Genomic DNA, 12482 nt, shown 5'->3' with positions numbered 1-12482 from the left:
CTCGCAGCAGGCCCGTGTCGTTCGGCGCCGCGCGCAGGGCGCTATCGTAGAGGGCCACGGCGTCGGCCTGGCGGCTTCTGCGCTCCAGGAACGCGCCATAGTCCAACGTGAAGATGCTGGCCGTCGTCGTGTCGCTGGTCAGGGCCTTGTAGTCGGTCTCTGCCTCGTCATAGCGCTTGGCGCGCTCGAACAGCCGCGCCTGGCCCTGCTGGCCGAAGAACTGCACCAGCTTGTCGCCGCGCAGAGCCGGCTGGACGATCGCGCCGTCCTTGTCGCCGGCCGCGGCGGCGGCCCAGGGGGCCAGCAAGGCCGCCGCCTGCTGGTGCGGGAAGCCGGGAGGATCGCTCTTCAGCAGGGCTTGGGCGTCCTTGCCCTTGCCGACCGCCAGAGCCTCGACCACGCGAGTCAGCACGCCCAAGCGCTTGATCGCCTCGGGCGTGTCCGGACCGTTCGGCGCGATGGCCGCCGCGCGGCTGATCTCGCCCGACATGACCAGCGCGGTGAACGAACGCTCTGCCAGCACGCCGGGATCGTCGCCCAGCGTCGACGCCGCCTCGAAGAGGCTGGCCGCCTCCTTCGACTTGCCGTCCCGCAACGCCGCCTGGCCCGCCAGGAACTGGCCATAGGCGGTGCGGGTGTCGAACAGCCGCACGTTCTGCCCGACCGCTCCTCTCAGCGGGATCCGCGCGTCCGGCGCGGCGGCGCAGGCGCTCAGAACCGAAACGGAAACACAGGCGAGAAAAGCTTGGATACGCGTCATCCCCGCACCCTCCGAGGTTTCGGCGCGCCCTGCAAGAAAAAGCCTCCCAGGCGGACCTGGGAGGCGTGTTTCGTCACATGTTCGGATAGTTCGGACCGCCGCCGCCCTCGGGCGTGGTCCAGGTGATGTTCTGAGACGGATCCTTGATGTCGCACGTCTTGCAGTGAACGCAGTTCTGGGCGTTGATCTGGAAGCGCGGGTCTTGGCCCTGCTCGTTGTAGAGCACCTCGTAGACGCCGGCCGGGCAGTAGAGGCGCGCCGGCTCGCCGTACTTGGGCAGGTTGACCGCGATCGGGATCGACGGATCCTTCAGCTTCAGGTGCGCCGGCTGGTCTTCCTCGTGGTTGGTGGCCGACAGGAACACCGACGAGAGCTTGTCGAAGCTGATCACGCCATCGGGCTTGGGATAGACGATCGGCTGGTAGTCCTTGGCCAGGCCCGTCGAGGCGGCGTCGGTCTTGTCGTGCGGCAGGGTGCCGAAGAACGAGAAGCCGAACAGGTGATTGGTCCACATGTCCAACATGCCGAAGGCGCCGCCCAGGGCGGTTCCGAACTTGCCCAGCAGCGGCTTGGCGTTGCGGACGACCTTCAGCTCCTTGGCCACCCACGACTTTTCGTAGGACGCCTGGTAGGCGGTCAGCTCGTCGCCGGCGCGGCCCGCCTGCACCGCCTCATAGGCGGCCTCGGCGGCCAGCATCCCGGTCTTGACGGCGTTGTGGCTGCCCTTGATGCGCGGCACGTTGACGAAGCCGGCCGAGCAGCCGATCAGCGCGCCGCCCGGGAAGGTCAGCTTCGGCACCGACTGGTAGCCGCCCTCGGTGATGGCGCGCGCGCCGTAGGCGATGCGCTTTCCGCCTTCCAGATGAGGCCGGACGGACGGATGCTGCTTGAAGCGCTGGAACTCGTCGAACGGCGACAGCCAGGGGTTCTTGTAGTTCAGGTGCACGACGTAGCCGATGGCCACGTAATTGTCCCCGAAGTGGTACATGAAGCTGCCACCGCCGGTCTTGTTGTCCAGCGGCCAGCCGGTGGTGTGCTCGGCCAGGCCCGGCTGGTGCTTCTCGGGGGGGACCTGCCACAGCTCCTTGATGCCGATGCCGTACTTTTGCGGCGACTTGCCCTCGTCCAGCTTAAACTTGGCGATCAGTTGCTTGGCCAGCGAGCCGCGCACGCCCTCGGCGATGAACACGTACTTGCCGTGCAGCTCCATGCCCGGCTGATAGTCCGGCTTGTGGTGGCCGTCCTTGGCGATGCCCACCACGCCGACGACGACGCCCTTGACCGAGCCGTCCGCATTCCAGACCAGGTCCGAGGCCGCGAAGCCCGGGTAGATCTCGACGCCCAGTTCCTCGGCCTTGGTCGCCAGCCAGCGCGTGACGTTGGCCAGCGAGGCGATGTAGCAGCCGTGGTTGTGCATGAACGGCGGCATGGCGAACATCGGCAGGGAGAGCTCGCCCTGCGGACCCAGCAGCTTGAAGCGGTCCTTGGTGACCGGCGTCTCCAGCGGCGCGCCGTCTTCCTTCCAGTTCGGGAAGAGCTCGGCCAGGCCCTTGGGATCGATCACCGCGCCCGACAGGATGTGGGCGCCGACTTCCGAGCCTTTTTCCAGCAAGGCCACCGAGATCTCCGTCCCGGCCTTGGCCGCCATCTGCTTCAGTCGGATCGCCGCTGACAGGCCCGCGGGACCACCGCCGACGATGACGACGTCGTATTCCATCGACTCGCGTTCGAGGTCTTCGCTCATAGGGTCTCCCGGTCGAGCCTATCGCCTTGGTTCAGGCGGCCCGTCTTATGACTGTTTGAGTCACAGCTTATCAGAACGTGACGCGGTGGCGGTCAAGCGCCAGATTTCGCTTTTTTGCTGCGACGCAATGTAAAGACCGAGCTCGATGCGCGCCCGCGCCAGTTCGGAGGCGCTCACGTCTTTGCATTTTGAAGCCCGGCGCGCGCCAAAACCGCTCCCGCTTTTGGCGGTCTCGCTCTAATGAGGAGTGATGAGCCTCGCCGTGGATCAACGCGCCATCGAAAGCCTGCTCGCCTTCTGGGCCGACGCCGGCGTCGAGGCCTCCTACGCGGACGCGCCGATCGATCGCCTCGCCGAGGGCGCGGCGATGCTCAGGGTTCGTAGCCAGCCGCCGCCCCCGCCTCCGCCGGCGGCCCGTCCGGGCCTCGTCGTCACGCGCGCCCCGGACATCGCCTCGGCCATCGCGACCGCCAAGGTCGCGGCGGCCGCTTGCGACGACCTGCCGAGCCTGGCCGCCGCCATCGCCGCCTTCGATGGCTGTCCGCTGAAGACGCAAGGCGCCAAGCAGGCCGTGTTCTCACGCGGCGCGGCCGATGCCCCTGTCATGGTGATCGGCGAAGGCCCCGGCGCCGACGAGGACGCCCAGGGCCAGCCTTTCGTAGGCCGCGCCGGCAAGCTGCTGGACCGCATGTTCAAGGCGGCGGGCCTGGAGGGGCGGGTCTTCATCACCAACACGGTCTTCTGGCGACCGCCCGGCAACCGCACGCCCACGCCCCAGGAACAAGCCGTCTGCGCCCCGTTCGTCGAACGGGCGATCGCCCTGGTGAAGCCGAAGATGTTGCTGCTGGCCGGCGGCGCCTCGGCGAAAGCCATGCTCAAGCGCGACGAGGGCATTCTGTCGATGCGCGGTCGCTGGTTCGAATGGATCTCGGAAGACCGGACGATGGAACTGCCGGCCATGCCGACCCTGCACCCCGCCTTTCTGTTGCGCACGCCGGCGCAGAAGAAGAAGGCCTGGCAAGATCTTCTCACGCTGACCGAAAGACTTGATCGACCGGGTCGTCCCCACTAGACATTCTTCCCGACCAGTCGGAACGGGGGACGCGTGTTCGTGGGGACGCGCGGATCGCTTTTGAAGCTTTGGGCTCGCCCTCTGGCCGTGATTTCGGCCCTTTTCCTCTGCGCGTCCGCGCTTTCGGCGCGCGCCGGCGCGCTGGAGCCGTTGTCCCAAGACGATGTGCGCTACTATCGCGCGGCCTTCGCGGCCACGGATCGCGGCGATTTCGACGCGGCGAAGGCCGCCTTCGCCAATATCCACGACCGTGAACTGGGCGGCCGGCTGGCTTTCGCCCGGATCATGCATCCCACCGCCTACGCCGCCAGCTATCAGGACCTGACCGCCTGGCTGAAAGCCTATGGCGACGAAGCCGGCGCCGACCGGATCTACGCCCTGGCCCTCAAGCGCAAGCCCGCCGGCAAGCGCGTCGCCCCACCGCCGGTTCCGGCGCTCTTCGTCGCCGGAGAGAAAGACCCACCGCCGGCCGACAAGGGCCGCGCCGCCCGCGAGGCCTACTATTCGGGCGACGTGCAAAAGGCCCTGACCCTGGCTGTCGCCGGCGGCGAACGCTGGATCGCCGGCCTGGCCTCGTTCCGCCTGGGCGACTCCGCCAAGGCCGAGGCCTACTTTCAGCAGGTCGCCGACGACGAGCACGAGGACGAGTGGTTGCGCGCGGCCGGCGCCTTCTGGGCCGCGCGCGCCGCCAGCCAGGGTGGTCACGAACGCCAAGCCCGGACGCTGCTGATCCAGGCCGCCCGCTCGCCGCACACTTTCTACGGCATGATCGCCGCGCGGCAGCTGGCGCTGTCCGGCGTCGCCGTCGCGGACGAGGTCGAGGATCCGATCGCGTCGCTGATCACCCGCGCGTCCTATGCCGGACCGGACACCGCTTCGCTCAATCGGCTGATGCAGTCCGATCCGCGCGCCCGCCGCGCCGCCGCTCTCGCCCAGATCGGCCGGTGGCGCGAGGCCGGGCAAGAGCTGCGCGCCGGCCTGTCCCTGGCGGAAGACGAAAACCTGCGCGCCGACTGGACCACCCTGGCCCTGGCCCTGAACGCCAACGCCCCGCTTAACGCCGGCCGCCCCGTGCGCCGGGTCGGCGGCGAGGACTATCCCCTGCCCCCGCTGGATCCGATCGGCGGCTTCACGATCGACAAGGCTTTGGTCTACGCCCTGGTGCGCCAGGAAAGCCGCTTCGATCCGCTGGCGGTCTCCAATGCGGGCGCCATGGGCCTGATGCAGGTGCGCCCCATCGCGGCCGCCGACGCGGTGGGCGACGACAAGTTGCGGTCCGACACCTCGCCGCTGTTCGACCCCGCCTTCAACCTGCGCGCCGGCCAGGACTATTTCACCTGGCTGATGGATCGCGGCCTCAAGAGCCCCGACCTGCTGCGCGCCGTGGCGGCCTATAACGGCGGTCCGGGCACGCTGAACAAGACCTTGGCCCAGCTGGGCGCCGACTGCGACAGCCTACTGCTGATCGAGAGCCTGCCATTCAAGGAAACCCGCAACTACGTCGAGAAGGTGATGGCCAGCTACTGGACCTATCGCCGGCTTCTCGGCGCCGAGAACAAGACCTTGGACGCGGTGGCCAGCGGCGCGCGGACGGTGGACTTCCGCCTCGACCCGCAGATCGCGACCCCAACCTCGATCGACCAGCTGATGGGCCAGCTGACCCAGTCTCAATAGTATAGGCGCTTGGCCTTCAAGGCCGACGCCAGCGCCCTATCGTCGCCCGCGCGTGTCGGCCAGTCCAGACGCCGGACCAGCAGGCCATGCCAGCGCGGCGCCAGCTTGCCGAGCAGGCCGCCGCCCGGAACCGCCAGGACGGCCGGCGCGCCGGCCCCGCCGGCCAGGTGTTTCTCGATCGGCTCACGCCAGCCTTCGCGCAGGGCCGGGGTCGCGCGCAAGGTCAGGATCCAATCGCCCCGCGCTGCCGCCGCGCCCGCCGCCAGACGGTCGCCCGAGGTCGTCACCAGCCGCGCCCCGCTGTCCTCGACCAGGGCCTCGACGCCCGGCTCGCCATCGGCGACCAGGATCACCTCCTTGACCAGACCGTCCACGGCGGCGGGCACCAGCAGGGCCATCTGGGCGGCCAGGCCCGGCAAGTCTTCGGAGGCGACGAGGACGACGGAGATCATGCCCCTGCTTCGCGAGGGACGACGACGCGGTCAAGAGGGCGCCGACGCCCTATCCGAACAAGTCCAACTGCGCGCCGCCCAGCCTGGGCGGCGTGAACTGACGACAGTCCAATGGCGTCCAGGGTTGGTCCAAGCCGAACTTCTTGACCGCCAGATGGAACCGCTGGCGCAGCACCTCGGCCACCGGACCATCGCCGACCATCCGCTCGCCCCAGCCGGATCGATAGGTCTCGCCTTGGCGGATCTGACGCACCAGCGACATCACCTTGCGCGCGCGGTCCGGATGATCGGTCTCGAGCCACTCCTCGAAAAGCCGCGCGATCTCGCGCGGCAGACGCAAGGCGACATAGCCCGCCCCCCGCGCGCCGGCCTTCGAGGCGGCCTCCAGCACCGCCTCGACCTCGTGGTCGTTCAGCCCGGGGATGGCCGGCGCGAACATGACCGTCACCGGCACGCCCGCCTCGGTCAGCCGCCGCACCGCCTCGATCCGCTTGCCGGGCGTCGCGGCGCGCGGCTCCATGCTTCGGGCCAGGGCGCGGTCCAGCGTGGTGATCGAGATCGCCACCCGCGTCAGCTTCCGCGCCGCCAGCCGGGCGTAGATGTCGAGATCTCTCAGGATCAGGGCCGACTTGGTGATGATCGTGAACGGATGACTGTGGCGCTCCAGCACCTCGATCACCTGACGCGTCACGCGCAGCTGCTTTTCGTCGGGCTGATAGGGGTCGGTGTCGCCGCCGATATGGATCGTCGCCGGCTTGTAGCTGGCCTTGGCCAGCTCTTTCTCCAGCAGTTGGCCCGCGTGGGGCTTGAAGAAGATCTTGTTCTCGAAGTCCAGGCCCGGGGAAAGGCCCAGATAGGCATGGTTGGGCCGCGCGTAGCAGTAGATGCAGCCGTGACTGCAGCCGCGATACGGATTGATCGACCGATCGAAGCCGACGTCCGGGCTCTGGTTGCGCGCGATGATCGTCCGAGACTTCATCGGTTGCAGCTCGGTGCGCAGCGGCTTGGGGCTTTCCTCCTCGCCCCAACCGTCATCGAACGCCTCGCGAACTTCCGCTTCGAAGCGCCCGGTTCGATTGGATTTCGCGCCTCGTCCCTTGGGCGTCGGCTTGAGTTTCACGGCCTCGGACATCGCGCGACTATGCGCCCGACTTCAGAACATAACAAGAACAAAAAGACGCCCCACGGAAGCGCCCATCGCGAACGCGACCAGCCCGACCAGACGCCGCGCTAACGGTGAGGCCTTTCCGCCTCCGCCGACAGGCGATCCAGATACTGTCGGATATTGGCGGCTTCGGCCGCCGTCGAGGCCAGGGCGATGGCGCGGTTGAAGGCTTCACGCGCCTCCGTCTTGCGGCCAGCCTGCATCAGGAAGGCCCCGCGCGCGCCCTGGTAGTGGAAATAGGCGGCGAGAGGACGTTCGAGCGGCGCGATCATCGCCAGCGCCGCCTCGGGGCCTCTCACCTTCGCGGCGGCGACGGCGCGATTCAGCGTGATCACTGGCGAAGGCCGCATGATCTCCAGCGTGGCGTAGAGGGCGTCGATGCCGACCCAGTCGGTATCCTCCGGGCTTTCGGCCCGCGCGTGCATAGCGGCGATGGCGGCCTGGACCTGGTAGGGACCGGGATCTCGCTTGAGCATCGCCTTGTCGATCAGCGCCAGCCCCTCCCCGATCATCTCGCGATTCCAGAGACTTCGGTCCTGATCCTCAAGCAGGATCGCCAAACCGTCGGCATCGAAGCGCGCGTCCGAGCGCGCGTGCTGGATCAGCAATAGCGCGGTCAGCCCCATCATCTCGGGCTCGGACGGGAACAGGCGCAGCAGAAGCCGCGCCAGGCGGATCGCCTCGTCGCATAGCCCGCCCTTGGCTTCGAGCGCCTTGCCGCTGGCCGAATAGCCCTCGTTGAACAGGAGGTAGATCATCGCCGCCACGGCCGCGAAACGCTCGGCGCGCTCGATCGGCCCCGGCGCCTCGAACGGCGCGTCGCCCGCGCCGATGCGGGCCTTGGCGCGGGTGATCCGCTGCTCCATCGCCGCCTCGCTGACCACGAAGGCGCGCGCGATCTCGCGGACCGACAGGCCAGAGACGACCCGCAAGGCCAGCGCGATCTGCTGCGTGGACGGCAGGTCCGGATGGCAGCAGATGAACAGCAGCCTCAGGACGTCGTCCTGATAGCGCGAACCGTCCAGGCGCTCGGCGGCCCGGGCCTCGGCGTCCTCCAGGTCTGAGAGCCGTTCCTCGGGCGGCAGCGCGGTGTTTCGGCTGGACTTGCGGACGGCGTCGATGGCGGCGTTGCGCCCCACCAGGATCAGCCAGGCCGTCGGATCGCGGGGCGGCCCCTTCTGGGGCCAGGACTTCAGGGCGCGCAGGCAGGCCTCGTGAAAGGCCTCCTCCGCGGCGTCCATGTCCCGGAAGTACCGCAGCAGGGCGGCCATGGCCTGGGGCCGGGCGGCGGTGATCGCTCCTTCGATCCAGCCCAGTTCGGTCACGTCCCGACGGCCTCCGGCGTCGGCGCCGGATTGAACAGCGCGATCGGACGGATCTCATAGGAGCCGCCCGGATTGGCCTTGCCCAGATCGCGAGCGATGTCGAGCGCGCCCTCGAGGGAGTCGCAGTCGACGACATAGAAGCCCAGAAGCTGCTCCTTGGTCTCGGCGAACGGCCCGTCCAGCACCAGCGGCGGCTCGCGGTCCTTGCGCAGCGTCGTGGCGGCGGTCGTGGGCATCAGGCGGGCGACGGGACCCAGGCGGCCTTCGCGGGCCAGCTTCTCCTGCACCGCGCCCAGGCGCGTCATGACCTCGTCCTCGTGCGCCTTGGACCAGCCACAGATCACGTCTTCCTGATTGTAGCAAAGGATGGCGTACAGCATGGAAGCTTCCTCGTTCGTCCCAAGGACGGGGGACTATGCCCGCTTCCGACAGAGGGCGGAGATTTTTTAGAGCGCCTTCAGGCGACGGCGAACCGGCTCGTCATAGAGCTTCAGCATGGCCCAGGCGCCGGCCAGGATCAGCGGAATGGCCGTCAGCGCGAAGCCGGCTGGATAGCCCTCGCCGCCCATCGCCCGAAAGGCGCGCAGCAGAAGCTCCCAGCCGAGCCAGTGCAGGACGTAGAGCGGATAGGAGATCGCGCCGGAAACGCGGCACAGCGCGCCGCCAAAGCCATCGGGATCGCTGCGTCCCGCCAGCACCACGAAGGGAAAGACCAAGCCCAGACAGACGAAGTCGTACAGCCAGTTCAAGGCGGTCCACGGGGCGCAGAAGACCGCCGCCACGACCAGCGCCAGCAGCCAGGACGGCAGCGACAGTCGCGTATAGCCCTGGAGCCTGTAGCAGGCCCAACCCAGCGTGAACGAGCACGCCGTGCGGATCAGGCTGATGACGAAGGTCGCGCGGTCCCAGCCCGTCAGCACCCCGCCCATGCCGTGGGCGATGAACAGCATCGCTGGCGTCAGCAGCACGCCCAGCAGCACGTGCCCCATCGTGCCCAACCGCCGCAGAGGAAACCAAGCCGCGCCGACGAGAAGCTCGAAGAAGAGCGACCAGGCCGGCGGATTCAAAGGGAAAATCGGGGAGAACCCATCATCCCGCGTCCAGAGACGCGGAATCATCAGCAGGCCCAGAACCAGCCATCCGGGGACGCGCTCCCGATGCTGGATGATCACCGTGGCGCCGGCCAGCATGGTGACGGCGATCAGCGGCCACAGCCGGATCAGCCGCTCGCGCATGAAGCCCAACCAACCGATGTCGCGCCGGCCATAGGCGTGAGCCAGCACGAAACCCGACAGGCAGAAGAAGAAGTCGACGGCCAGGTAGCCGTGGGTCGCCAGCCAGGGCCGGCCGGTCCAGCCGCCGATGTGATAAAGCAGCACGGCGACGGCCGCGACGCCGCGCAGGCCGTCCAGGGTCTCGTATCGCCGTCCCGTCGGTTGGTTCCGCAAGTTTTGTCCCCGCCCCGTCCATGCTTAGCCAAGGCGATGGCGGGGAGGCAACTCAGGCGGCCGTCTTCTCCAGCAGCAGGGCCTTGGTCAGGAAGGCGCGGTCCTGTCCGATCAGGCGCAAGCCCGCCTCGGCGAACAGGGCCGGCAGATCGGTCTCGGCGTAGCTGCCATAATACGGCTCGTGGAAATAGACGGGGAACGCCTCCAGCAGCCGAGCCAGATCCGGGGTGTCGCCGGGCTGCACCGAGTCGACCACCACCAGCACGCCGCCGGGCTTGATCACCCGCGCCAGGCTGGCGGCGACCTGCGGGCGAACCCGCGGCGGAAGCTCGTGGAAGAGATAGACGCAAGTCACCGCGTCCAAAGCCGAATCCGCGAACGGCAAGGCTTCGGCCTTGGCCTTGACGCCGCCCAGGCCGCTGCGCTGGCGCGCCCGCGCCAGATAGGCTTCCGATAGGTCCACGCCGGCGATCGCCGCGCGGGGAAAGGTCGCCTTCAAGTCTTTGAGAAAGCCGCCCGAACCACAGGCGACGTCGAGGATTTTCGCGTTGCGATGATCCTGGCCGCGCCAGCGCCGAGCCAGCAGCGACAGGCCCCGTCGACGCATCGCCGACGCCGTGCCCGAGAACAGGGCCTCGACCTGGGCGTCGTATCGCCGGGCGCTCTCGGCGGTGAACCATCCGCCGGACTGGTAGTGGAAGTTCTGGCGGTAATAGTTTGGATAGGCTGGATTATCGACCGCCTCGCGCACCTCGACGCCGTCGCCCCGACGGCGACGCTGATCGACCTCGAACGCGTCGGCGACGAAGTCCGCCGCCTCACGCAGCGCCGTCGATGCGCGCGCCGGACCATCCTCCAGCGGCGGATAGAGACCGGCGGCCACGTCGCGAGCGTCCTTCTCGAACGCCTCCAGATAGGCCCGACGCAAGGACGCCTTCACGGGCGGCGCGGTCTTGGGCAAAAACGCGCGCGCCTGCTCGCCTCGGGTCGGCTGGGTCAGGGTTCGAGCAAGCGCGCCGGCGGCCGTCCACCAAGCGGCCTTGACCATCGCCTTGGCGCGCTGGCCAGCGGCGTCCGCCGCGAACGCCGCTCTTTCCCGCCCCTCGCCTATCGCGATCTCGTCCATCCCGGCCTCAGCGCGTGAACACTCCGACCAGTTCAATATGGGGCGACCAGACGAACTGGTCCACGGGCGCCACCTTCTCCAGCCGGAAGCCGGCGTCGACCAGGACGCGGGCGTCCTTGGCGAAGGTCGCGGGGTTGCACGACACCCCGACCACCTTGCCGACCTTGGACTTGGCGATCTCGACCGTCTGCTCGGCCGCGCCGGCGCGCGGCGGGTCGATGACGACGACGTCGGTCTTGGCCAGCTCGGTGCTCAGCACGGGACGACGGACGAGATCGCGGGCCTCGGCGGTGATCGGCTTGAGACCCGAGGTCGGGCCGACGGCGGCCTTCAAGGCGGCAATGGCCGGAGCGCTCATCTCGGCGGCGTAGACCCCGGCGATCTCGGCCAGGCGGAAGGTGAAGGTGCCGACGCCGCAATAGAGGTCGGCGATCCGGCTCGCGCCCTGGCTCTCGGCGACCGCGAAATCGACCATGGCCCGCTCGGCGGCCGGCACGGCCTGTAGAAAGGCGCCCGGCGGCAGGCCGACGACCGCCTGACCCAGCTTCACCAGCGGCTGACGCGCGCCGTAGACGGTCTCGCCCGCCAAGGTGACCCGCGCGAAGTCGCCCTCGCCGGCCGCCATGGCCGCGCGCATCCGGGCGTCGGCCGACAGGCCGCCGCTCTTGCGCTCCACGCCCGTGACGTCGATGTCCAGACCCGTGCCGGTCAGGGTGACATGCAGGGTCGGGGCCGACTTCGGATGCTCCAGGAACGGTTCGGCCAGACGCGCCAGAGCCGGCAAGGCGGCGATGATCCGAGGATCGGTGACCGGACATTCCTTGATCGGCGTCAGGTTCCACGAGCGGCGTTCCTTGAACCCTAGCCGCGCGCCCTGCCCCTTGCCGCCCTTGCGGGCGTGAAGCGCCACGCGTCGTCGGGACGCCGGCGGCGCTGCGAAGGTCGGCAGAATCTCGGTCTCCAGCCCCTCCATCGACAGCTGAATGCGGATCTGTTCGGCCTTCCAGGCGAGATAGGGCTGGGCCGCCCAATGCTGCAGAGCGCAACCGCCGCAGGTCCCGAAGTGCTTGCAGCTCGGCGCGATCCGGTCGGGGCTGGCGGCGAGGATCGCCTCGACCTCGCCCCGGGGGCCATCCATCGTCGCGCGCACCCGCTCGCCGGGCAAGGTCAGCGGCACAAAGGCCGGCTTGCCGTCTTCGGTGCGGGAAAGTCCGTCGCCTTGGGCGCCGACGGCGTTGATCGTCAGGTCTTGCATCCGCCGTCCATACCCTAAAACTAGGGCGACGGACGATTTTCCGCGCGGACAAGCCAAGCTGAATATGTCGGTCAGGGACCGTTCATGTTGCCGGGTTCATGTCTATATCAACGGATGGGCGCGGGCGCGCCCGGCTCTCTCGAAGGAGAGCGGGGCCGCCCCTAAAAAGACAGCTTCTCTCATGACCATGATCGCCTCGAAGAGCAGGACCTCCAAGATGAAGACCGTTCTGGGCGTCTCCGTCGCCCTCGTTTGCGGCGTTCTGTCGCCGACCCTGGCCTCGGCCCAGGCCTACGGCGCGCCGCCCAGCGGCGCCTACGACAATCAAGGCTACTACTACGACGCCTGCCGGCGCTCGACGACGAATCGGGAGACCGGCGGCGGTCTGGCCGGCGCGGGCATCGGCGCGGTGATCGGCAGCAACATCGCCGCCCACGGCCGTCGCACCGAAGGCTCGGTCC

The 12482-nt window shown here is 68.6% G+C and carries 10 protein-coding genes and 2 pseudogenes; 3 read left to right on the top strand and 9 right to left on the bottom strand.

Going from position 1 to position 12482, the window contains the following annotated elements; all coding sequences use genetic code 11:
• A pseudogene (locus tag FCU40_RS20715) lies at positions 1-760 on the bottom strand (tetratricopeptide repeat protein); the annotation flags it as partial.
• A 73-nt stretch (positions 761-833) separates the two neighbouring features.
• Positions 834-2504 (bottom strand): electron transfer flavoprotein-ubiquinone oxidoreductase, encoded by a 1671-nt coding sequence (locus FCU40_RS20710; RefSeq protein ID WP_168077532.1) that lies wholly within the window; start codon positions 2502-2504, stop codon positions 834-836.
• Between the two features lie 250 nt (positions 2505-2754).
• On the opposite strand from FCU40_RS20710, the gene FCU40_RS20705 reads away from it, so the two are divergent.
• Positions 2755-3576, top strand: a complete 822-nt coding sequence (locus FCU40_RS20705; RefSeq protein WP_168077530.1) for a uracil-DNA glycosylase — start codon at positions 2755-2757, stop codon at positions 3574-3576.
• A gap of 39 nt (positions 3577-3615) precedes the next feature.
• Entirely contained in the window at positions 3616-5250 is a 1635-nt protein-coding gene (locus FCU40_RS20700) for a lytic transglycosylase domain-containing protein (protein ID WP_168077552.1), read from the top strand.
• Here the strand turns inward: FCU40_RS20700 and FCU40_RS20695 are convergent.
• The 7 genes from FCU40_RS20695 to FCU40_RS20665 form a co-directional block, all read right to left on the bottom strand.
• Positions 5244-5702: a cell wall biosynthesis glycosyltransferase gene (locus FCU40_RS20695; protein WP_168077528.1), complete on the bottom strand. Its 459-nt coding sequence runs from the start codon at positions 5700-5702 to the stop codon at positions 5244-5246. The genes FCU40_RS20700 and FCU40_RS20695 overlap by 7 nt on opposite strands.
• Positions 5703-5751: 49 nt before the next feature.
• Positions 5752-6834: a PA0069 family radical SAM protein gene (locus FCU40_RS20690; RefSeq protein WP_168077526.1), complete on the bottom strand. Its 1083-nt coding sequence runs from the start codon at positions 6832-6834 to the stop codon at positions 5752-5754.
• A 98-nt stretch (positions 6835-6932) separates the two neighbouring features.
• Positions 6933-8192, bottom strand: coding sequence for an RNA polymerase sigma factor (locus FCU40_RS20685; RefSeq protein ID WP_168077524.1), 1260 nt, complete (start codon positions 8190-8192; stop codon positions 6933-6935).
• Entirely contained in the window at positions 8189-8572 is a 384-nt protein-coding gene (locus tag FCU40_RS20680; RefSeq protein WP_168077522.1) for a YciI family protein, read from the bottom strand. The genes FCU40_RS20685 and FCU40_RS20680 overlap by 4 nt, the downstream gene beginning before the upstream one ends.
• Before the next feature lie 66 nt (positions 8573-8638).
• On the bottom strand, positions 8639-9640 hold the full coding sequence (locus tag FCU40_RS20675) for an acyltransferase (protein WP_168077520.1): 1002 nt from the start codon (positions 9638-9640) through the stop codon (positions 8639-8641).
• A gap of 52 nt (positions 9641-9692) precedes the next feature.
• Positions 9693-10766: a class I SAM-dependent methyltransferase gene (locus tag FCU40_RS20670; RefSeq protein ID WP_168077518.1), complete on the bottom strand. Its 1074-nt coding sequence runs from the start codon at positions 10764-10766 to the stop codon at positions 9693-9695.
• A 7-nt stretch (positions 10767-10773) separates the two neighbouring features.
• Positions 10774-12021, bottom strand: a complete 1248-nt coding sequence (locus FCU40_RS20665; protein WP_168077516.1) for a class I SAM-dependent RNA methyltransferase — start codon at positions 12019-12021, stop codon at positions 10774-10776.
• 181 nt (positions 12022-12202) lie between these two features.
• Here FCU40_RS20665 and FCU40_RS20660 point away from each other — a divergent pair.
• Positions 12203-12482, top strand: a pseudogene (locus FCU40_RS20660) (hypothetical protein); the annotation flags it as partial.

It is taken from the genome of Caulobacter sp. SSI4214 (genome assembly GCF_012184455.1).
In the GTDB taxonomy this organism is placed as follows: domain Bacteria; phylum Pseudomonadota; class Alphaproteobacteria; order Caulobacterales; family Caulobacteraceae; genus Caulobacter; species Caulobacter vibrioides_E.
The sequence above is the reverse complement of the archived record's forward strand: the minus strand, read 5'-3'. Positions and strand labels throughout refer to the sequence as shown.